The 20,844-nt window shown below is 68.9% G+C and carries 17 protein-coding genes; 10 read left to right on the top strand and 7 right to left on the bottom strand.

Translation table 11 applies throughout. The features are described 5' to 3' along the window. Nucleotides 1–2,052, top strand: a complete 2,052-nt coding sequence (locus CXQ96_RS14770; protein ID WP_104118829.1) for an acyltransferase family protein — start codon at nt 1–3, stop codon at nt 2,050–2,052. 35 nt (nt 2,053–2,087) lie between these two features. Here the strand turns inward: CXQ96_RS14770 and CXQ96_RS14765 are convergent, their stop codons facing one another. The 4 genes from CXQ96_RS14765 to CXQ96_RS14750 form a co-directional block, all read right to left on the bottom strand. Further along, nucleotides 2,088–2,519, bottom strand: coding sequence for an ankyrin repeat domain-containing protein (locus CXQ96_RS14765; RefSeq protein WP_104118780.1), 432 nt, complete (start codon nt 2,517–2,519; stop codon nt 2,088–2,090). Continuing rightward, on the bottom strand, nt 2,516–3,607 hold the full coding sequence (locus tag CXQ96_RS14760; RefSeq protein WP_104118779.1) for a folate-binding protein YgfZ: 1,092 nt from the start codon (nt 3,605–3,607) through the stop codon (nt 2,516–2,518). Before CXQ96_RS14760 ends, CXQ96_RS14765 begins: the two co-directional genes overlap by 4 nt. 88 nt (nt 3,608–3,695) lie before the next feature. Then, nucleotides 3,696–4,295 carry an FABP family protein gene (locus tag CXQ96_RS14755; protein ID WP_104118778.1) on the bottom strand — a complete coding sequence of 200 codons (600 nt, stop codon included), beginning with the start codon at nt 4,293–4,295 and terminating at the stop codon, nt 3,696–3,698. 221 nt (nt 4,296–4,516) lie between these two features. Beyond that, a complete protein-coding gene (locus CXQ96_RS14750; protein ID WP_258059142.1) occupies nt 4,517–5,269 on the bottom strand; it encodes a hypothetical protein in 753 nt (250 codons plus the stop codon). Nucleotides 5,270–5,452: 183 nt separating this feature from the next. On the opposite strand from CXQ96_RS14750, the gene CXQ96_RS14745 reads away from it, so the two are divergent. The 6 genes from CXQ96_RS14745 (at nt 5,453) to CXQ96_RS14720 (ending at nt 11,892) form a co-directional block, all read left to right on the top strand. After that, nucleotides 5,453–6,160, top strand: a complete 708-nt coding sequence (locus CXQ96_RS14745; RefSeq protein WP_104118777.1) for a response regulator transcription factor — start codon at nt 5,453–5,455, stop codon at nt 6,158–6,160. A gap of 267 nt (nt 6,161–6,427) precedes the next feature. Then, entirely contained in the window at nt 6,428–7,354 is a 927-nt protein-coding gene (gene mshD, locus CXQ96_RS14740) for a mycothiol synthase (RefSeq protein WP_258059147.1), read from the top strand. An 89-nt stretch (nt 7,355–7,443) separates the two neighbouring features. Then, a complete protein-coding gene (locus CXQ96_RS14735; RefSeq protein ID WP_181036489.1) occupies nt 7,444–9,666 on the top strand; it encodes an RNA degradosome polyphosphate kinase in 2,223 nt (740 codons plus the stop codon). Next, complete coding sequence (locus CXQ96_RS14730) at nt 9,666–10,634, top strand: NUDIX hydrolase (RefSeq protein ID WP_104118774.1); 969 nt, start codon at nt 9,666–9,668, stop codon at nt 10,632–10,634. The genes CXQ96_RS14735 and CXQ96_RS14730 overlap by 1 nt, the downstream gene beginning before the upstream one ends. Nucleotides 10,635–10,792: 158 nt before the next feature. Next, nucleotides 10,793–11,032, top strand: a complete 240-nt coding sequence (locus tag CXQ96_RS14725) for a hypothetical protein (protein ID WP_104118773.1) — start codon at nt 10,793–10,795, stop codon at nt 11,030–11,032. A 122-nt stretch (nt 11,033–11,154) separates the two neighbouring features. Then, nucleotides 11,155–11,892 carry a 4'-phosphopantetheinyl transferase superfamily protein gene (locus tag CXQ96_RS14720; RefSeq protein ID WP_219816152.1) on the top strand — a complete coding sequence of 246 codons (738 nt, stop codon included), beginning with the start codon at nt 11,155–11,157 and terminating at the stop codon, nt 11,890–11,892. A gap of 3 nt (nt 11,893–11,895) precedes the next feature. On the opposite strand, the gene CXQ96_RS14715 is transcribed toward CXQ96_RS14720, so the two are convergent. Together CXQ96_RS14715 and CXQ96_RS14710 are read right to left on the bottom strand one after the other, a co-directional pair. Continuing rightward, nucleotides 11,896–13,263: a M1 family metallopeptidase gene (locus CXQ96_RS14715; protein WP_104118772.1), complete on the bottom strand. Its 1,368-nt coding sequence runs from the start codon at nt 13,261–13,263 to the stop codon at nt 11,896–11,898. After that, the gene (locus tag CXQ96_RS14710) at nt 13,260–17,165 is read right to left on the bottom strand and encodes a Pls/PosA family non-ribosomal peptide synthetase (RefSeq protein ID WP_258059146.1); all 3,906 of its coding nucleotides are present in this window, start codon (nt 17,163–17,165) and stop codon (nt 13,260–13,262) included. Before CXQ96_RS14710 ends, CXQ96_RS14715 begins: the two co-directional genes overlap by 4 nt. Nucleotides 17,166–17,339: 174 nt before the next feature. Here CXQ96_RS14710 and CXQ96_RS14705 point away from each other — a divergent pair, with 174 nt between their 5' ends. The 3 genes from CXQ96_RS14705 to asd all read left to right on the top strand — a co-directional run bounded on the left by CXQ96_RS14705 (nt 17,340) and on the right by asd (nt 20,020). Then, nucleotides 17,340–18,119 carry a thymidylate synthase gene (locus tag CXQ96_RS14705; RefSeq protein WP_104118771.1) on the top strand — a complete coding sequence of 260 codons (780 nt, stop codon included), beginning with the start codon at nt 17,340–17,342 and terminating at the stop codon, nt 18,117–18,119. Further along, a complete protein-coding gene (locus CXQ96_RS14700; RefSeq protein ID WP_104118770.1) occupies nt 18,116–18,682 on the top strand; it encodes a dihydrofolate reductase in 567 nt (188 codons plus the stop codon). Before CXQ96_RS14705 ends, CXQ96_RS14700 begins: the two co-directional genes overlap by 4 nt. Before the next feature lie 198 nt (nt 18,683–18,880). Continuing rightward, nucleotides 18,881–20,020: an aspartate-semialdehyde dehydrogenase gene (gene asd, locus CXQ96_RS14695; RefSeq protein WP_104118769.1), complete on the top strand. Its 1,140-nt coding sequence runs from the start codon at nt 18,881–18,883 to the stop codon at nt 20,018–20,020. Here the strand turns inward: asd and CXQ96_RS14690 are convergent. After that, entirely contained in the window at nt 20,017–20,811 is a 795-nt protein-coding gene (locus CXQ96_RS14690) for an ANTAR domain-containing protein (protein ID WP_181036488.1), read from the bottom strand. The two genes, asd and CXQ96_RS14690, sit on opposite strands and share 4 nt — an antisense overlap. Between the last annotated feature and the right edge of the window lie 33 nt (nt 20,812–20,844).

Here is a 20,844-nt window from a genome sequence, read left to right as displayed (position 1 = left end):
ATGAGTAGGATTCGACCTTCTGTTCCCCGACGGGAGAGCAACGGCACGGGTGGGGGTTACCGTCCGGAGGTCCAGGGCCTGCGCGCGCTGGCTGTACTCATGGTCGTGTCCTATCACATCTGGTTCGGCCGGGTGTCGGGCGGGGTCGATGTCTTCCTGCTGATCTCGGCATTCCTGCTGACGTTGTCGTTCCTGCGGAAGGTCGAATCCGGGCGCCCGCTGGACCTCACCCGCCACTGGCTGCACCAGTACAAGCGGTTGCTTCCGGCTGTCGTGGTCGTCATCCTCGGCACGCTCGTCGCATCCAGCCTGCTGGTGCCGCAATCGCGCTGGTGGGACATCATGGGACAGTCATGGGCGTCGCTGTTCTACGTGCAGAACTGGATACTGGCTGCCGACACCGTGGACTACTACGCGGCTGATCACAGTCAGGCCAGCCCTCTGCAGCACTTCTGGTCGCTATCGGTGCAGGGGCAGGTGTTCATCCTCTGGCCCTTGCTGTTCCTTATCAGCGTGCTGGTGTCGCGGCGGTTGCAGCTAAAGTTCCGCAGTGTCGTCCTGATCGTGTTCGGTGCATTGTTCGTCGCCTCGCTGGCGTTCTCCGTCTGGGAGACCTACACGAACCAGGCTTTCGCGTATTTCGACACGCGCGCCCGGCTGTGGGAATTCGCCATCGGCACGCTGCTCGCGCTGGCATTGCCGTACGTCCGCCTGCCGCGCGTCGGCCGCATCGTCGCGGGCTGGGTCGGCGTGCTCGCGATGCTGAGCGGCGGTTTCCTGCTTGATGTGCAGGGCCAGTTCCCGGGATATGTAGCCCTGTGGCCGCTGATGGCGGCTGCCCTCGTGATCGTTGCCGGGCAGAGCCGGAGCGCCGTCGGAGCGGACCGGTTCCTGTCGTCGAAGCCGCTGGTGCGCCTGGGGAATCTGTCCTACGCCCTCTATCTGTGGCACTGGCCCGTGTTGGTGCTGGCGTTGGCGTGGCAGGACCGCCCGACGCCGGGCGTACTCGGAGGCCTCATCATCATCGCGGTGTCCCTCGTATTGGCCTACGCCACGATGCGCTTCGTCGAGCGCCCCCTGCGGGCACTGGCGTGGCCCGACAGACGGCGCCTGAATGCCGTGATCGTGCTCGCGGCGTGCCTGGGGCTCGTCGCAGTTCCCCTGACTGCCTGGCAGCAGAGCCTGAGGATCGAATCGGAACAGATCGCGGCCGAGGCCAGCAGAAACAACCCGGGGGCCCTGGTGCTGGATTCGCGCTTCGGGGTCACCGCCCCCGAAGGGGTCCCGCTCGTCCCCTCCGCAAGCACTGCCGCCCACGACTACGCCAGCCTCCATGCTCCCTGTTTAGGGAGGTACGGCACGGACGCCCCACTGCTGCAGGGGATGGGCTGCTCCGTCATCGTCGACCAGGAGGCGCCGGATCGCACCATCCTCGCGGTAGGGAACAGCCACGTCCAGCAGTGGCTCGCTGCCATCAGGCCGATGGCGGAGGAGAACAACTGGGCAGTAGTGGCCATCGTGAAGGGTGGGTGCCAGTACGTCGGCCACGAGGAGACAGTAGCCCCTGACTGCAACGGGAGGAACACTCAGGCCACCGACTACATCCTCGGTCTCCGTCCGGACGTGGTGTTCACCACGGGAACCTACTCGATCGCCGATGCACCCTTCGAGTTGCTTCCCGGTGGGTTCAGTCGGGGTGCCTCCGACCTGATGTCCCAGGGCATCCCCATGGTGGCTATCCGCGACAACCCCCGCTTCCATCAGAACATGATGGAGTGCGTGGAGAAGTTCGGGGCGTCGTCCGAAGCGTGCAACCCACGAGAGGCCGACGCACGCGACATGGGAGAAGTATCGCCCATCGCGCAAATGGCAGCCATCACTCCGGGCCTCTCGACCATGGACCTCAACGGCTACATCTGCGTCTCGGAAACCTGCCCTGCCGTCATCGGGAACGTTCGCGTGTACCTCGATGACAATCACCTCACTGCTACCTACGCCGGCACGTTGAGGCCGTTCTTCGAGGAGCACTTCAGGGACGCCACCGGATGGTGACCGGCACGAGCATCCGTCCTGGAGGTATCCCCCCGCTAGCCGAACAGCTCGAGGAGCTCGGTGCGCCCGAACATCTCCGCGGCAGCACGGGCCGACGGCGTCCCCGCCTCGGGATCCGCTCCGGCCGCCACGAGGAGCCGGACGACGTCGGTGTGGCCCTTGAAGACGGCTCCCGCGAGCGGCGTCTGACTACGGTCGTTGGCCTGATCGACGTCAGCGCCCCGTGCCAGCAGGTCCCGCACGACGGCCGGATGCCCGTTGTAGGCGGCCAGCATCAGCAGGCTGTCTCCCGCGGTGTTCGTCAGAGCGAAGGGCACCCCGGCGTCCAGGTACCGCACCAGCGTGGTGGCGTCACCCTGCCGCGCGGCATCGAAGAGCGCATGGGCCAGGGCGATCGCTGCGGCAGCGCCGTCGTCCGTGCCCGCCGCGGCGGTGCCGCCGGCCTCGTCGCCTCCACCCGCGCTCATCGCGGCGACCTCAGGAACCCGGTGGCGCGACCGACGACCTGACCGGCGTCCGGCGCCACGATGACCTCCTGGCCGGCCGCATAGATCTCCTCGCCGTCCTGCACGATGAGGTCCGCTGACGCATCAGCGGACCGCTTGAGGACCGCAAGCGCGATCGGGCCCATCTCGTAGTGGTGCGCCACGGATGTCACCCGGCCCACCGTGCGGCCCTCACTGATGACGGCACTGCCGGGGGCGGGAAGGGTGTGCTGGCTGCCGTCGAGATGGAGGAAGGTGAGCCTGCGCGGCGGATGCCCGAGGTTGTGCACGCGCGCAACCGTCTCCTGGCCCTTGTAGCACCCCTTGGCCAGGTGGACGGCCGTGCGCATGAGGTCGAGCTCGTGGGGAATCGTCTTTTCATCGGTCTCGAAGCCGGGCCGCGGGCGCCAGGCGGCCACGCGGAGGGCTTCGGCGGCGAGTGACCCGGCGAGGGCGAGACCCGTCGCCGCGACGACCTCCTTCCGGCGCTCACGTGGCACGAGGTATTCGAACCAGGGCCGCTCCCGGCCGGGGTGCTCGCCGTCGTCGATAGTGGAGTAGGCGTAGCCGCCCGCCCCGATCGATGGCCAGGGATCCTCCCAGGTGACGACGGCGTCGGCCACCTCCGGCAGGGCCCTCGTCGCTCCGACCACGGCCCAGGCATGCGTGACGTCCTCCACCTCGACGCGCAGCATGAACTTCATGCGCTGGAGCCAGGCTGCCAGCGGGGCCGCCTCGCCACCCTCGGTGACGAGCCAGGTGGTCGCGCCGTCGTCCACGACGTGCGCCGAGTACTCGATCCGCCCCTGAACCGTCAGGAGCAACGTCTCGGTGCTCTGCCCGGGCCGGAGGCCGAGCAGCAGCTGGGATGACAGGCTGTTGAGCCAGCTGAGGCGGTCGGGGCCGGACACCGTGACCACTCCGCGGTGGGAGAGGTCGACGACGGCCTGCCCGTCCGCCAGCAGGCGCTGCTCACGGAACGGATCGCCGTAGTGGGAGGCAACCCCGGCGTCCGCTCCGCCGCCCTCGACGGCACCGGGTCGGCTCAGGAAAGGGCTTGATGGGATCATGACGGTATAACGCCTCTCGGGCGGGGCTATTCCTGCTGGTCGGCGCCGTGGGTGCACGGTGCGACCGCGGATCCGGTTGTCCGCGCTGTCAGGGGGCTTTCTTGAGAATGGCCGACGCATGCGCCTCGAGGGAATTGCCGTCCGCTGCCACGTCCCAGCGCCAGTAGAGGTTGCCTTCGACCAGTCCGAACAGGCGGGTGGCGGCGGAGTACTCCTTGGAGTGCTGTCCGCGCATGACGAGGTCCGTGCTCAACTGGATCTGCGGGCCCTTGATGCTCCCGTAGTAGAGCTCGGCGATTCCGCCCGGGTGCACGATCGTAGCGGTGATGTCGAAGCCACCGGCCGCGTTGCGGAACTGCTCGACCTCGTCGGCCGTCTTCAGCGCCGGAACGATGTCCGCGGGGCTCAGCCCCGGACCGACGTCGGCGTCGTTCAGCTTCCGGTCGAGCGCCCAGAAGCCCGTCTCGACGGACAGCGGCCGCAACTGCGAGCCCTGCTCGTCGATGAGCCAGGACTCGGCGCTGTACTGCAGGTAGGGCAGGCCGTTCTGCGAGAACACGACGCGCTGCGAGAAGCGCTCCGACTCGGCCGTTCCTTCACCGAGCATCCCTGTCCCCTCCCAGGTTCCGAGGAGCCACGACAGTGGGACGAGCTCGGGTGTCAGGTCGGTGGGCAGTTCAATCGACATGGGCGCTCCGGGTCAAGGGGCTTGCTGGGACTACTTCTGGCCCTTGTACAGGCGCGTGATGACGAGGGCTGCGAAACCTGCCATGCCGAGACCGGCGACGACCAGCAGCGAGATGAAGAAGATTTCAAGAGCAAGAATGGACATGCTTCCATCGTAACGCGCAGCCCGGACACGGCGGGACCGCTCGGGCGGGCTCCCTGCGCCGTGGTCGGGAAATCGCGTCAGGAGAGGAAGAGCTTGTCGAGGAAGTAGACGACGGCGCCGATCGCGAGCACGGGCGTCACTCCCGAGGCCAAGGCGGCAATGGTCGGCAGGGATGCCTCACGGGCGACCAGCAGCCGGCGCGTCCCTGCGATCACCGTGCCGCACGCGAGCCCTACGACCGCGGCGGACAGGGCCGGCACGTCGGTGAACAGCAACGCGCCGAGAGGACCGGCGAGCGCCGCGAGGACGACGACGGCCGGTGCGACCAGACGGTCGGGGAATGGCAGGAGGCACCCTGCGATGGCCACCAGGATGCTGATTCCGGTGACCAGCATCACGCCGGAATCCGTGGCGTTGACAGCCAGCCTCTCGGCGGCGACCCACCCCGCCCCCATGGCGACGGCGACGACGCCCGAACTCGCTCCGAGGGTCGACTCCAGCCGGTGGCTCTGACCGGTCCCGCGGATGAGCTGGATCATGAAGACGGCGCCGACACCCAGCGCGACGGACGCCGGGAACCAGGCGAGGAATGACGGACCCGGTGTGGTGGCGGTCAGCACGACGGCGAGCAGGGCGCTCAGCCCGATGGCGGCGGACTGGCTCTTCCTCGCGGGCACACCGAGAACGTAGGGCCATCCGACGGCAGCCAGGACGACGGCGGCGCCGACGATCAGTGCCACCGCCGTCAGCGAGATGTAGGAGGACGCGACAATCGCCCCTGTCGCCACTGCTGCTGCTCCGGCCGCAGCGGCCACGCTCGTCCTCTTCACCCCAGCAATACTGCCCTACCCCCACGTGCGCTGGGAAAACCGGGGACTGCGGACCAGTGGGGCACGTGCGCCGCATCACAGCCCTGCGGCTATACTTGTCAAAATCTCTACCGCCTTCGCCTCCCCTTCGGGAACGACGGCACCGCTGCCCGATGATGCGCATTCCCGACCCGTGGAGGACACATGCCGCACATCCTGATGCTCACGAACACCACCGGCTCGTCCGTCGACATCCTGCCGGCCCTCGAACTGCTCAACCACAAGGTGCACATCCTCGCGGCGGAACCGACGGCGCTGCTGGAGACCGAGCCCTGCGACGTGGTCCTGGTGGATGCCCGCAAGGACCTCGTGGGGGCCCGCTCCCTGACCCAGCTCCTGAAAGCCACCGGCCTCAGCGCCCCCCTCGTCCTCGTCCTCACCGAGGGTGGCATGGCGGCGGTCGCCGCGAACTGGCTGGCGGACGACGTCGTGCTGGACACCGCCGGGCCGGCCGAGGTGGAGGCGCGGCTCCGCCTCGTCATCGCGCGGTCGACGGCGGCCAGCGAGGAGACGAGTACCGAGATCCATGCGTCGGGCGTCGTCATCGACGAGGCGAGCTACACAGCGAGGGTCGGCGGTGAGCCCCTGAACCTGACCTACAAGGAGTTCGAGCTGCTCAAGTACCTCGCGCAGCATCCGGGGCGTGTCTTCACCCGCGACCAGCTCCTGCACGAAGTGTGGGGCTACGACTACTACGGAGGCACGCGGACGGTCGACGTCCATGTGCGGCGACTGCGCGCGAAGCTCGGGGCGGACCACGAGCAGCTGATCGGAACCGTGCGCAACGTGGGCTACCGGTTCACGCTGACCCGCCTCCCTGAAGACCGCAGCTCCGTCAACCAGGACGCCTGAGCCCGGCTTCGTCCGCGACGACGACACGAAAAAGCCCCTCCACCCGTGGGTGGAGGGGCTTTTCATATGCCGGCCGTGATGGACCGGACCGTGGTGGAGGACATACGGGTCGAACGTATCGCGGGCACCCCACTGGTGCATCCCCCTCGAGCAGTTCACGACACTACCGCACAACGGAGCGGGCACCAAAACGATGGTCGGCAACGGGACTAGGCTGAACGCATGACCGCTGCGCAGCACGTTCCCACCTGGTCCGTCGACAGGATCATGGGCGCCCCGCCCGCTCCCCTCTCCACGGAGGTGCGCCGGCTCACGGCCGCGGCGACCGAGGCGGACGGGAATCCCCCGCTGTCGGAACAGACGCTCGTGACGCTGCGGGCGCAGGACGCCGGTGACCGGTTGCTCGTGTTCACCGTGCGCACCGCTGGGCAGCAGGACAGCGAGCTCGCGGGCGTGGCCGTCGTCACCGGTGGTGTCACGGGCGACACCGGGGAAGGCGCCGTCCTCGAACTCGTCGTCGCACCGGACTGCCGTGGTGAAGGCGCGGGGACGGCCCTCATCGAGGCGGTCCTGGCGGAGAACATCACCGGACTCCGTGGCTGGTCCCACGGCAACCACTCCGCCGCCGCAGACCTTGCCGCCCGCTTCGGTTTCCGGCCCGTGCGGGAACTCTGGCGCATGCGGCTGACGCGTGCCGCCGTTGAGCAGGCCGTCCCGGCGCTGATCCTTCCCGAGGGCATCGTCCTGCGCCCGTTCGTCCGCGGCGAGGACGAGGACGCGTGGCTCGCTGCCAATGCAGCGGCTTTCGCCGACCACCCCGAGCAGGGCTCCACCACACGGGCGGACCTCGAAGCCCGCATGGACGAGGACTGGTTCGACGCGGACGGCTTCCTGCTCGCCGTGCGCGAGGGGGACGGTGCGCTGCTCGGTTTCCACTGGACCAAGATCCACCCGGGGGTCGGTGCGCACCCGCGGATGGGCGAGGTGTACGTGGTAGGGGTGACGCCTGACGCCCAGGGCATGGGCCTCGGGAAGGCCCTCACCATCGCCGGCATCGAATACCTCCACCGCAAGGGGCTGCAGGCCATCATGCTGTACGTCGACGCGGACAATGCCGCGGCCGTGGCGCTCTACCGGAAGCTCGGTTTCACCCGCTGGGACGTCGACGTCATGTACGCGGGCACGACGGCGTAAAGCACCTTGTAAGGTTTGTTTCGAGGCGTGCCCGGCCGGTCGGCCGCGGTACTCGCCACACCATGCCCGCCCACGCTGCAGGAGACGCAATGGATTCAGAGACCAAACGCCGTGGTGCGTCACTGTACGGATCGTCCGAGACGGCTCCGGCCCGGGCGACCCAGGACCGCATCGACATCCCCGACTTCGCTCCCAGCCTCCTGCCCTCCGGCGACATCCGGCCGGACCGCTTCCTCGACCGCGAGATCAGCTGGCTCGACTTCAACGCGCGCGTGCTGGAACTGGCCGAGGATCCGGAGCTCTTCCTCCTCGAGCGCGTGAACTTCCTGTCCATCTTCGCGTCCAACCTCGACGAGTTCTTCATGGTGCGCGTCGCCGGGCTCAAGCGTCGGATCGCCACGGGCCTGGCCGTTCCGTCGGCCGCGGGCCTCAGCCCGATCGAGCAGCTCGAGAAGATCATGCAGGACGGCTACCAGCTGCAGCAGCGGCACGCCGCTGTGTTCGCGGAGCAGATCCGCCCCGCGCTCGCGCAGGAGCAGATCTACCTGACCACGTGGGAGGAACTCGACGACGCCGCGCGGGCGGAGCTCCGCAAGGTCTTCGCCGAGAAGGTCTTCCCGATCCTCACGCCGCTCGCCGTGGATCCCGCGCACCCTTTCCCGTACATCTCCGGGTTGTCCCTGAACCTCGCCGTCGTGGTCCGCAACCCGATCAGCGAGAAGGAACTCTTCGCCCGCGTCAAGGTGCCCGACCAGCTGCCGCGCCTCATGTCGGTCGACGGGCCCCGGGCGGGCAACGTCGCGGGACGCATCGCGCGCTTCATCCCGCTCGAGGAGGTCATCGCCGTCCACCTGGATCAGCTCTTCCCGGGCATGGAGGTGCTCGAGCACCACCTGTTCCGCGTCACGCGCAACGAGGACCTCGAGGTCGAGGAGGACGACGCCGAGAACCTCCTGCAGGCGCTCGAGAAGGAACTGCTGCGCCGCCGCTTCGGCCCGCCCGTGCGCCTGGAGGTGACGACGGATATCAACCCGAGCATCCGTGCGCTCCTGTCCCGGGAACTCGGAGTCGAGGCGGACGAGGTCTACAACCTGCCTGCCCCGCTGGACCTGCGCGGCCTCAGCGTGATCGCCGGGATCGACCGGGGCGACCTGCACTACCCGAAGCACGTACCGCACACGAGCCGCTACCTGAACGAGAGCGAGACCTCCAAGGCCGCGAACGTCTTCGCCGCGATGCGCCGGCGGGACATCCTGCTGCACCACCCGTACGACTCCTTCTCGACGTCGGTACAGGCGTTCCTGGAGCAGGCTGCCGCGGATCCCAAGGTGCAGGCCATCAAGCAGACCCTCTACCGCACCTCGGGCGACTCCCCCATCGTGGACGCCCTGATCGACGCCGCGGAGGCGGGCAAGCAGGTCCTGGCGCTGGTGGAGATCAAGGCCCGCTTCGACGAGCAGGCGAACATCTCCTGGGCGCGCAAGCTCGAGCAGGCAGGCGTGCACGTGGTGTACGGCATCGTGGGCCTCAAGACCCACTGCAAGCTGTCGCTCGTGGTGCGGCAGGAGATCGACGGCCTGCGCCGCTACTGCCACATCGGCACGGGCAACTACCACCCACGCACCGCGCGCTACTACGAGGACCTCGGGTTGCTCACGGCCAACGAGCAGGTGGGCCAGGACCTGTCGCGCCTCTTCAACCAGCTCTCCGGCTACGCGCCGAAGTCGACGTTCAAGCGACTCCTCGTGGCGCCGCGGTCCGTGCGCTCGGGCCTCATCGACCGCATCGAACGGGAGATCGCGAACAAGCAGGCGGGCCTCGCGGCCCGCGTGGTCATCAAGGTGAACTCCATGGTGGACGAGGCGATCATCGATTCGCTGTACCGTGCGTCGCAGGCGGGCGTGAAGGTGGACGTGATCGTCCGCGGTATCTGCTCGGTGCGACCGGGGGTTCCCGGGCTCAGCGAGAACGTGACCGTCCGATCGGTCCTCGGACGATTCCTGGAGCACTCGCGTGTGTTCGCCTTCGCGAACGGGGGCGAGCCTGCCGTGTTCATCGGGTCGGCGGACATGATGCACCGCAACCTCGATCGCCGCGTGGAGGCCCTCGTGCAGCTCAGCGAGCCCGAGGACATCTCCTACCTGATGAACCTCATGGACCGTTACATGAACCCCGCTGTCTCCAGCTGGCACCTCGACGCGAGTGGTGAGTGGACACGCCACCACAAGGATGACGACGGCGTGCCCCTCGAGGACATCCAGTCCTGGCTGCTGGCCTCCAGGGCCCGCCAGCGGGCGGTGGCCCGCCGCTGATGGTCCCGACGACGAAGGACGCGCCCGCCGGCACCACCCAGGGTACGGGCGTCACCGTTGCTGCTGCCGGGACGTTGTGCTGGCGCATCGAGAAGGGCCGGCTCGAGGTCCTGATCATCCATCGCCCCCGCTACAAGGACTGGTCCTGGCCGAAGGGCAAGCTCGATCCGGGTGAGACGACACCCGAGTGCGCGGTCCGCGAGACGTTCGAGGAGGTGGGACTGAGCGTCAAGCTGGGGATCCCGCTTGCCACGATCACCTATCCCGTCGCATCCGGCGACAAGGTGGTGCACTACTGGGCCGCGAAGACAGAGCGGCTCCGACCGGCCCCGGACGGCAAGGAGGTCGACCGGGTGCTGTGGGTGTCGCCCGAGAGCGCGCGCGACATGTTGAGCAATCCGTCCGACGTCGAACCGCTCGACGCCCTGCTCGAGGCACACCGCGCGAAGGACCTGCAGACGTGGCCGCTGATCGTGGTGCGGCACGCGAAGGCGAAACCGCGGTCCTCGTGGAGCAGGGCTGAGGGCGAGCGGCCCCTCGCGGCCACCGGCCGGAGGCAGGCCATCGCGGTGAGCCGCCTGCTTCAGGCCTGGAACCCGGAGCGCGTGGTGAGCAGCCCCTGGGTGCGGTGCGTCCAGACGATCTCGCCCTATGTGAACCAGCGCAGCGCGAAACTCAAACTCGTGGACGCGCTCACCGAGCACGACGCCTCGCGCAAGCCGGCGCGCGCGAGGAGCGCCGTCGAGCGCGTCATCGACAAACGCCGTCCCGTGGCGATCTGCACGCATCGCCCCGTGCTCCCGCTCGTGTTCTCGGTGCTCGGTGAGCACATGACGAGCGCGCTGCGGGCGCTCCTCCCGGTGGAGGACCCCTATCTGGCGCCCGGCGAGGCAGTCATCTGCCAGGTCAGCAGCACGAACCAGGGGCGCATCGTCTCGGTGGAGCAGTTCCGCGCATACGACGACTGATCCGGCGGCTTCAGCGCGCGTGCATCCACTCGTCGTACGGAGATGATCAGCCCACGTAGCTTCATCGCCGGTGTTGACTCCGTTCATCGGGCGTTCACGCGGTGGACCTAACGTCGGTTCCTCATGCAGGGACCAGTACCGACGACGGGAATGCAGCAATGGCCGATGTGAAGAGCCTCGTGCGGGGCCTGGCGCCGCACGAGATCGAGGAGATCCACAGCATCGGCCCTGCCGGGCCACTCACGCCCAAGCTCCTGCACGCGATCGACCGCGCGGCCGGCGGCCCCGGCGAGGGCCGTGGCTACTACGTCTACGGGACTCCCGCCGACCGCGACCGCCCCCGCCCCTTCGTGCTGCGCGAGGATGTGTGCGCCGAGCTGTTCGGCGTCCGCCACTAGGCCCTGACGCAGGGCTCACGCGACGTGGCCGTGCTGCACAACGGGTGACCTCACCCGAGCACCGCGCTTCCGCGGCAGGATAGTGAGATGACCTCCCCAGCAGACGTCGGTCGAGGCATCAGGTGAACCGGCCGCAGATCCCCACGAACAGTGTGGCCCTTCGCCTGCTCCGTACTGCGGAAGGCACCGCCCTGCCGCCGGTCGCTGAGATGCTGTCGGTCCTCGACGGGGCGGAGCGCGCCCGGGCAGCGCGGATGCAGGACACCGGTACACGTTCCTCCTTCGTCGCCGGCCGGTACGCGCAGCGCCTGCTGGCGGCCGATCTGCTGGACGTCCGGGTGTCCGACCTCGCCTCGTGCTTCACGTGCCTCTCCTGCGGGTCGGAGCAGGGGCTGCCGGACCATGGCCGCCCCGGCTACTCCCTGAACGGCGAACCCGTCCCGCTGGCCCTCAGCCTCTCGCGGGCCGCCGGATTCGTCCTGCTCGCAGCCCTCGACACGCGTGGTGCCGATCCGGTGCCCGGTGCCTGCGGTGTCGGTGTCGGCGTGGATCTCGAGTCGGTGCCCGGCACGGCTTTCGACGGCTTCGACGACGTAGCGCTCACTCGGGCGGAGCGGGATGACGTCGGCCGGCTTCCCGAGGTGCAGCGAGCCGCCGCGCGTACCCGCTTGTGGACACGGAAGGAAGCGCTGCTCAAGGCCCTCGGGACAGGCTTCGCCGACAGGGACCCCAGTCAGGTGGATGTCCTGCGGGACGGACGGATCCAGGACCTGCAGGGCGTGGACGGCATCGCCCTCGAGCCGGAAGGCCTCGTGGCTGCCCTCGCCGTCACCCCGCTCAGAACGGAGCGCAGGGGGTGATGCTCACAGGGCCGGCAGCTCCTCCGTGAACAGCCAGCGTGTCAGCAGTACCTCGACGTCGACCCCGGCCAGCGATCGGGCCGCGAGCGCGATGAAGTCCGGCGTGGTGACGGAGGCGAACCGGTGCGCCTCCGTCCAGGAACGCAGCAGCATGAAGAAGGCGTCGTCGCCCGCCGCGGTCCGCAGCACGTGCAGAGCGAGGGCACCCCGCTTGTAGACACGGTCGTCGAACATCTCAGGAGCGCCCGGATCACCGACGGCGAGGTCCTGGCGCTCGGCGCTGAGCCGCTCGTGGGTCGAGCGTGCCCGCGCATCCGCCGTCGTCGATCCGCTGGCCTCGGACCAGATCCACTCGGCGTAGCAGGCGAACCCCTCGTGGAGCCAGATGTCCTGCCAGCGCGCTGCCGTGACCGCGTTGCCGAACCACTGGTGCGCGAGTTCGTGGGCGATCAACCGCTGTGCGTCCCAGTCCTGGCGGAGGTGGTTCCGGCCGATGATGGAGAGCGTCTGGGCCTCGAGCGGGATCTCCAGTTCATCGTCGGCGACCACCACGACGTACTGGGGGAAGGGGTACGGCCCGAAGCGATCCTCGAACGTCGACATCATCTCGTGGTTCCTCGCGAGCGACGTCTTCGCGGCCGGCACGAGCGACGGCGGCACGGCGGCGTACTGCGGAACGGGGGCCCCCGGGTCCCGCTGTGCGGCGTGGCCGGGGAGGGCCACGGCGGGCTGGGCGGGATCGTTCAGGGCGACGAGCTCGTACCGGCCGATCTGGACGGTCGCGAGGTAGGTCGCCATCGGCTCCGCCTGCTCGTACACCCAGGTGGTCCGGCTGGACTTGGCGATGCGGGAGACGAGGACCCCGTTGCAGATCGCACGGTAACCGGCATCGGTCGTCACCGTGAACCGGTAGGAGGCCTTGTTCGACGGGTGGTCGTTGCACGGGAACCAGGACGGCGCTCCGGTGGGCTGACCGGCGACGAGGACGCCGTCGGTCAGTTCCTCCCACCCGACGTCGCCCCAGGTGCCGGAGGTCGGTGCCGGATTTCCCTCGTACCGGATCTCGAGCCGGAACTCCGCGTCGTCGGGCACCGCGTCCCGGAAGGCGACCACGAGCTTTCCCGCCCGGTCCTTGAAGGACCGGATGCGAACGGTATCGGACGTGACCTTGGTGGTGCGGAGGCCGCCCAGGTCGAGTTCCAGCCCCTGCAGCTCCCGCTGCGCCGTCATCGTGAGGACAGCGCGCCCGGACAGCCGGTTGCTGGCCAGCTTGTAGTCGAGGGTGAGGTCGTAGTGCCCTACGCGATAGGAGGTGCTGCCGTTGTCCGGCGTGTACGCGTCCGGCGCAGCGCTCTCGGGACTACTGCTCACGCACCGTCCCCCGGACCGGACCAGGAACTGACGGGATTCCCCATCCAGTAGCTTCCAGCGGGGACGGTCTCGCCGCGCATCACGAGCGACGCCGGTCCCACGGTGGCGCCCGTGGCGATGTCAGCAGCCGGAAGGATCACGCTGTGCGGGCCCAGGGTTGCTCCTGCGGCGAGCTCCACGGTGTCCATGCTCATGATCCTGTCATGGAAGAGATGGGTCTGCACCACGCACCCGCGGTTGACCGTCGAACCGCTGCCGAGCGTCACGAGGTCTGCCTCGGGCAGCCAGTAACTCTCGCACCAGACTCCTGACCCGATCCGGGAGCCCAGCGCGCGGAGCCACCAGACCAGCGCCGGGGTTCCGCTGGCGGCCCGGGCGAACCAGGGCGCGCTGACGCTCTCGATGAAGGTGTCCACGACCTCGTTGCGCCAGATGAAGGAACTCCACAGCGGGTGTTCCCCCGCAGCGATCCGTCCCACGAGGAGCCACTTCGCCACGACAGCGCTCCCGGCAGCAATGGCGCCGAGCACCATGAAGACGATGCCGCTCAGTACTGCGGCCAGCGCGTACCCGCCCCGGAGGGCCAGGGCATCGAAGACCACGAGCGACGTCGCAGCGATCATCACGGTCAGGATGATCGGCACCACGCGGCAGAGCTCCCAGAAGGCCCGGGCGGCCTTGAGCCGGCGGGGCGGCTGGAAGGTACGGCTCTGGTCCCCCGTGACGGCGAGACGGCGCAACCGCGACGGCGGACTCCCCAGCCACGAGCTGCCGGCCTTCGCCTTGGCCGGCGTCGCGGAGAGAACCGCGACGAGCGAGTTCTTCGGGACGCGTCGTCCCGCCGACGTCATGCCCGAGTTGCCGAGGAACGCGCGCCGGCCGATCTTCGCGGGAGCGATGCGGAGGTACCCGCCGCCGAGTTCGTAGGAAGCCACCATGGTGTCGTCCGCGAGGAAGGCACCCTCGCTGATCGTGGTCATCTTCGGTATCAGCAGGACGGTGGAGGCCTCCACGTTCCTGCCCACGCGGGCGCCGAGCAGTCGCAGCCAGACGGGCGTGAAGAGGCTCGCATACAGGGGGAAGAGGATGTCGCGCGCGAGGTCGAGGACGCGTTCGGTCGCCCAGATCTGCCAGCCGATCCGGCTGCGTGCCGCGTAGTGTCCCTCCCGCAGCCCGAGGCCGAGCAGGCGAACCGTGACGAGTACGAGGAGCGCGTTCGTGACGAGCCAGAGGACGGCCGCAAGAACGACCACTCCCAGCAGCGACGGCCCGGCGGCCGACAGGGAGGGCGCGCCCCGGAGCGCGGCCAGGACCGGCAGGGACGCGACGACGGCGGCAACGTACGGGATGAGTGACAGGGCGCCGGACGCAGCAGCGAACGCCACGAACGCCAGGCGGGCACGTAGCCGGGACTGCGCGGGTGGGGCTTCCGGCCAGTCCCGCTTCGCCTTGCCGGCTCGTGTCGCAGGTGATCCGGAGACGAGATGACCCGGCTTGACGACGCCCTGGACCGCGGACCCCGGGGCGACTTCCGCACCGGCTCCGATCCGCGTCCCGGGCATCAGCGTGCTCCGGGCACCGACGACTGCTCCCGCCCCGATCGTCACGGCGCCGATATGGACACGGTCCCCGTCGATCCACCACCCGGACAGGTCCACTTCAGGTTCCACCGATGCGCCGGCACCGAGGGTGAGGAGCCCTGTCACGGGCGGCACGGAGTGGAGTGCGACGTCGGGCCCGATCCTCGCGCCGAGCGCCCTCGCGTAGACGGGCACCCAGGGAGCGCTCGCCAGGCTGACGGCCCCGACGCTGTCCGAGATCTGCTCGGCCAGCCAGAGACGCAGGTGCACCTTGCCGGAACGCGGGTAGACGCCCGGCTCCACCCGGCCGAGGAGCATGCGTGCTGCGAGGACGGACAGTGCCATGCGGCCGAACGGGCTGACGAAGACGACCCAGGACAGCGCGACCCACCACCAGGACAGTGTGGGCGCGGCAGTGAGGATGCCGACGCCGGCGAGCACGTTGCTCGCGATCATCGCGTAGGTCAGCCAGCGCATGCCGGCGAGGAACTGCAGCGGGATGCCCATGATGGTCTGGAAGACCTGCGACCTGCGGGCGGTGCCCCGGACCGTCCTGACGGGCGCTGCCGGTTGCTCGCCGCCGTCGCCCGTGCTCGCGGCGAACGCTGCGAGTGCCCCGAGCCGGGGGTGCGCGTAGATGTCCGCGACGGTGATCACCGGGTAGCGCACCCGAATCAGCGAGACGAGCCGGGCAGCGGCGAGGGAACCTCCGCCGTGCAGGAAGAAATCGGCGTCCTCGTCGGTCGCGACGGCGCCCAGGACGGCAGCCCACTGGTCCGCGATCCACTGCACGCGCGGGTCGAGGTCCTGCGGGTCGCCCGGTCCGCCGACGTCGGCGAGTGGCCAGGGCAGGGCGTTGCGGTCCACCTTGCCGCTGGTCTTCGTGGGAAGCGACGCGGTGACGGTCAGCAGCGGCACGAGCGCTGCGGGAAGGCGGTCCGCGAGGAGGTCCCGGAGCTCAGCGAGGTCGGGCTCACCGCTGGCGGGGACGAGGTAGCCCACGAGCAGTTGATTGCCGGAGGGCGTCGTCTGCACTGCCGAGGCAGCACCGGCGATGCCCGGCAACGACTGGAGGGCGGCGTCCACCTCGCCGAGTTCGATGCGGCGACCGCCCAGCTTCACCTGGTCGTCCGCCCGGCCTGCGAAGACCAGTCCGGCGGACTCGAGCTGCACGAGGTCCCCGGAGCGGTAGGCACGGTCCCAGCCGAGGGTGGGCATCGGGGCGTACTTCTCGGCGTCCTTGGCCGGGTCGAGGTAGCGGGCCAGGCCCACTCCCCCGATGATCAGCTCTCCCGTGGCGCCCTCCTCCACCGGGATGCCGGCCTCGTCGACGACCGCGAGGTCCCAGCCGTCCAGTGGCAAGCCGATCCGGACCGGCCCCGGACCGCCGAGGCGCGCGGCGCACGCGACGACGGTGGCCTCGGTGGGCCCGTACGTGTTCCAGACCTCGCGGTCATGGACCGCGAGGCGCTGCGCGAGTTCGGGAGGGCAGGCCTCACCGCCGAAGATCAGCAACCTCACGTTCTCGAGGGAATCCGAAGGCCACAGCGCTGCCAGGGTAGGCACCGTGGAAACGACGGTGATCCCCCGTGCTATCAGCCACGGCCCCAGGTCCATGCCGGTACGCACGAGCGCACGGGGGGCCGGCACGAGGCAGGCCCCGTTCCGCCACGCCAACCACATCTCCTCGCAGGAGGCGTCGAACGCGACGGACAGACCGGCGAGGACACGATCGGCCGGCCCGATGGGCTCACGCTGGAGGAAGAGCCGGGCCTCGGCGTCGACGAAAGCCGCTGCCGATCGGTGTGTCACGGCCACTCCCTTCGGCGTGCCCGTGGAACCGGAGGTGAAGATGATCCAGGCGTCGTCGTCGGGCGTAGGATGGCCGGTGGCCCCACTGCTCCGGCCTGCTCCCGCGGCCACCGAGAGGCCCTGTCCTACGACCGCGACCACGCGGGACTCCGCGAACACGACCCGGGCCCGCTCGTCGGGGTCGTCCGCGTCCACCGGGACGTAGGCGGCACCGGCCGACAATACGCCGAGGATCGCGATGTAGAGCTCGTTGGTTCCCGACGGGATGCGGACTCCCACCGCATCACCGCGGCCTACGCCGGCGCCGCGCAGCGCCTCCGCGAACTCTTCGGCCGCGGCGACGAGTTCCGCGTAGCTGAGCGCGGCCGTTCCGTCGTCGAGCGCCGACGCGTCGGGGTGGGCCGCGGCGGTCGCTCGCAGGATGTCGAGGAGCGTACGGGGGTCCGGTGCGAGCCCGGATGCCACGAACTGTGCGGGGTAGGGCGCGGCGGTGGTCTCGGGCGAGGGAATGGTCACGGCTGGAGTCTTCCGGTGGAAAGTGAACGGCAGGTGACCGGCGTCGCCGTCCACCCGGCCTCGGCGCAGTCTACCGGGCCGGCGCTGCAACCCGCGGCGAGATCGTCCTAGACTGGCTGGGTGAGCACCCCCATTCCCACCCCCTATGAGGATCTGCTGCGCGATGTGATGGCGAACGGCGCGGCGAAGAGTGACAGGACGGGCACCGGAACGCGAAGCGTCTTCGGCCGGCAGTTGCGTTTCGATCTCCGCGAGTCCTTCCCGCTCATCACCACCAAGCGCGTGCACTTCAAGTCCGTCGCACTCGAACTGCTCTGGTTCCTCCGCGGCGACTCGAACGTCCGCTGGCTCCAGGAGCGGGGCGTGTCGATCTGGAACGAGTGGGCCGACGACGACGGCGAGCTCGGCCCGGTGTACGGCGTGCAGTGGCGTTCGTGGCCGACACCTGACGGCGGGCACATCGACCAGATCGCGCAGGTGGTCGAAGCCCTGAAGACCAATCCCGACTCGCGCCGGCACCTCGTGTCGGCCTGGAACGTGTCGGAGATCTCCAATATGGCGCTCCCCCCGTGCCATGTGTTCTTCCAGTTCTACGTGAGCCCGGGGGTCGACGGGAGCCCCGGCACCTTGTCCTGCCAGCTGTACCAGCGTTCAGCCGACACGTTCCTGGGGGTACCGTTCAACATCGCGTCCTACGCCCTGCTGACCCTGATGGTGGCCCAGCAGACCGGTCTCGAGCCCGGCGAGTTCATCTGGACCGGCGGCGACGTCCACGTGTACGACAACCACGTGGAGCAGGTCACGGAGCAATTGTCGCGTGCGCCGTACCCCTATCCCCGCGTCGAACTGAAACGGAAGCCCGAGAGTATCTTCGACTACACCCTGGAGGACTTCGACGTGGTCGACTACCAGCACCACCCGACCATCAAGGCGCCGGTGGCGGTATGAGCGAAGCGCCCTCGGCCGGCACCCTCAGCGTCTCCGATGCCGTCGGATCCGCTCCTGTCATCGGCATGATCTGGGCCCAGACGGAGGACGGCGTGATCGGCAGGGACGGCGGTATCCCCTGGCACGTCCCTGAGGACATGGCACACTTCAGGGCCACGACGACGGGACATCCCGTCATCATGGGCCGTCGGACGTGGGAGTCCTTCCCGGAGAGGTTCCGCCCCCTGCCTGATCGCACGAACATCGTGATCTCGGGTTCCACCTCGGTGGACCTCCCGGGCGCGGTCCTCGTGGACTCGCTCGACTCGGCCCTCGAGGCCGCGCAGGGCAGCCCCGGCGCCGAGGAGATCTGGGTCATCGGTGGTGGCCGCGTCTATGCAGACGCCATGTCCCGCGCCAATGCCGCGCTCGTCACCGTCGTCGAGTCGACGGTGGAGGGGGACACCGTCGCGCCCGCCCTCGGGCCCGACTGGACGCTTGCCGCGCTGACCCCCGAATCCGGGTGGCTGGAGTCGTCGGGCGGCACGCGGTACCGCATCAGCCTCTGGATCAGGCAGGACTAGGACGACCGGCGATGGGCAGCTTCCCCTCTTCGCGCGCTACATGGTGATCGAGGTGCGGGCGGACCGGATACGGAGGGAGCGCGGGCTGCCGACGCCCTCCCAGCAGTCCTTCCGACCTCCGCACCAGCTGCCGGGGTCGAGCGACGGACCTCGGTCACAAAGCGCGACCACGGAGGCTGCGCGCCTAAACTGGACAGCATGACTTCAGCACCCGAAAGCTCAGCCCTGCCGTCCGTCGGATTCGTGGGCTGGCGCGGCATGGTCGGCTCTGTCCTCATGCAGCGGCTCCAGGACGAGGGCGACTTCGCCCGCATCAACCCCGTGTTCTTCTCGACCTCGGCCGCAGGGGGTTCCGCGCCGTCGTTCGCTGACGGCGCCGGTACGTTGCAGGACGCGTACGACGTCGAGACCCTCGCGAAGCTGCCGATCATCGTGACGGCACAGGGTGGCGACTACACCGCCGAGGTCTATCCGAAACTGCGCGACGCCGGCTGGTCCGGCCTCTGGCTCGACGCGGCCTCCACGCTGCGCATGGAACAGGACAGCATCATCGTGCTGGATCCCGTCAACCGGGGTGCCATCGACGAGGGTCTGGCAAGGGGCGTCCGCGACTTCATCGGTGGAAACTGCACGGTGTCCTGCATGCTGATGGGCCTCGGCGGGCTCTTCCGCAACGGCCTCGTCGAATGGGGCACCTCGATGACCTACCAGGCGGCCTCGGGCGGCGGTGCCCGCCACATGCGCGAACTGCTCAACCAGTTCGGCGCGCTGCACGGCACGGTCGCGATGAACCTGGACGACCCCGCATCGGCGATCTTGGACATCGACCGGGCCATCCTCGCGAAGCAGAGGCATCCGAGCCTGGAAGCAACGCAGTTCGGGGTGCCTCTGGCCGGATCGGTCATCCCCTGGATCGACAGCGACCTGGGCAACGGCCAGTCGAAGGAGGAATGGAAGGCCGGTGCGGAGACCAACAAGATCCTCGGGACCGACACGCGCATCCCCTTCGACGGCCTGTGCGTCCGCGTGGGAGCAATGCGGTCGCATTCCCAGGCGCTGACCCTCAAGCTGACGCAGGACCTGCCGGTCAGCGAGATCGAGGCGATCATCGCCGCGGACAACGAATGGGTGCGTGTCATCCCGAACACGAAGACGGACACGCTGGCGGGGCTCACCCCGGTCGCGGCCACGGGGTCGCTCGACATCCCCGTCGGGCGCGTCCGTAAACTCGAGATGGGGCCGGACTTCATCAGCGCCTTCACGGTGGGCGACCAGCTCCTGTGGGGTGCGGCCGAGCCCCTCCGCCGCATGCTGATGATCGCGACCGGCAACCTCTAGACTGCGTCCTCCCGGGTCGTCGTCCCTGCTCGCGGAGGGACTGCGGTCTGGTAGACCAGCGCAGCTGCGACGTCCCGCAGCCTGACGTTCGCTTCGTTCGACATCTTCCGCAGCAGTACGAAGGCCTCATCGCTGCCACACCGGTGCCGGCCCATCAGGATGCCCTTCGCCTGGTCGATGACGGCGCGGGACGTGAGTGCTTCCTGCAACTGCTCCACCTCCCGCTGCGCGGAGTGGTAGAGGCTCGAGTGCGCCATGGCGGTGGCCGCGTATTCGGCGAAGCGCCGGGAGGTCTCCGCGGAGGTGCCCGCCGGAACCTCCTGCAGGTAGCCGAGCACCTTGACCAGGTCGTCGCGGTAATCGGTGACGTCCTCCACCTGCTGGAGGAGAGCGACCAGGTCGCCGTCGTCGTTCATCACGGGAAGGTTCACCGGGCTCCAGTAACGCTCGTGGAATGCGCCCGGCTCGGACGGATCAGGGATGTCGAAGCGCTGGATGTGCATGACGTCGGGTTGTCCGGTCGCCATGACGCGGTCGAGGCTTTGGCGCATCGTTCGTGCAGGAGCGTGGTCGGACTGCAGCGGGTTCTCGTGGAACACCTCGAATGCCTGACGTCCGACCAGCATCTCGCGATCCATGCCCGTCGACTCGGCGAACGCCCTGTTGACATCGAGGATGACGAAATCCAGGTCCATCAGCGAGTAGCCGGACGTCGCGACGTCGAAGGCCAGGGACCTGAGGGAAACAGCCGCACCGGCCGATCGACGCTGAGCTGGATGTTGTTCGGCCATGCGCGTTCTCCCTGCCCGAGACGATCCCGCACG

This window comes from Arthrobacter sp. B1805 (assembly GCF_002929745.1).
Classification (GTDB): Bacteria; Actinomycetota; Actinomycetes; order Actinomycetales; family Micrococcaceae; genus Arthrobacter_D.
Note: the sequence above shows the minus strand (reverse complement) of the source record. Positions and strands in the feature narration are given on the sequence as shown.

Coding starts and splice junctions, on each gene's coding strand:
- CXQ96_RS14735 (WP_181036489.1), top strand. CDS start 7,444: ATGGATTCAGAGACCAAACGCCGTGGTGCGTCACTGTACGGATCGTCC.
- CXQ96_RS14690 (WP_181036488.1), bottom strand. CDS start 20,811: ATGGCCGAACAACATCCAGCTCAGCGTCGATCGGCCGGTGCGGCTGTT.
- CXQ96_RS14760 (WP_104118779.1), bottom strand. CDS start 3,607: ATGATCCCATCAAGCCCTTTCCTGAGCCGACCCGGTGCCGTCGAGGGC.
- CXQ96_RS14705 (WP_104118771.1), top strand. CDS start 17,340: ATGGCGAACGGCGCGGCGAAGAGTGACAGGACGGGCACCGGAACGCGA.
- CXQ96_RS14745 (WP_104118777.1), top strand. CDS start 5,453: ATGCCGCACATCCTGATGCTCACGAACACCACCGGCTCGTCCGTCGAC.
- asd (WP_104118769.1), top strand. CDS start 18,881: ATGACTTCAGCACCCGAAAGCTCAGCCCTGCCGTCCGTCGGATTCGTG.
- CXQ96_RS14725 (WP_104118773.1), top strand. CDS start 10,793: ATGGCCGATGTGAAGAGCCTCGTGCGGGGCCTGGCGCCGCACGAGATC.
- CXQ96_RS14755 (WP_104118778.1), bottom strand. CDS start 4,295: ATGTCGATTGAACTGCCCACCGACCTGACACCCGAGCTCGTCCCACTG.
- CXQ96_RS14700 (WP_104118770.1), top strand. CDS start 18,116: ATGAGCGAAGCGCCCTCGGCCGGCACCCTCAGCGTCTCCGATGCCGTC.
- mshD (WP_258059147.1), top strand. CDS start 6,428: ATGGGCGCCCCGCCCGCTCCCCTCTCCACGGAGGTGCGCCGGCTCACG.
- CXQ96_RS14765 (WP_104118780.1), bottom strand. CDS start 2,519: ATGAGCGCGGGTGGAGGCGACGAGGCCGGCGGCACCGCCGCGGCGGGC.
- CXQ96_RS14730 (WP_104118774.1), top strand. CDS start 9,666: ATGGTCCCGACGACGAAGGACGCGCCCGCCGGCACCACCCAGGGTACG.
- CXQ96_RS14770 (WP_104118829.1), top strand. CDS start 1: ATGAGTAGGATTCGACCTTCTGTTCCCCGACGGGAGAGCAACGGCACG.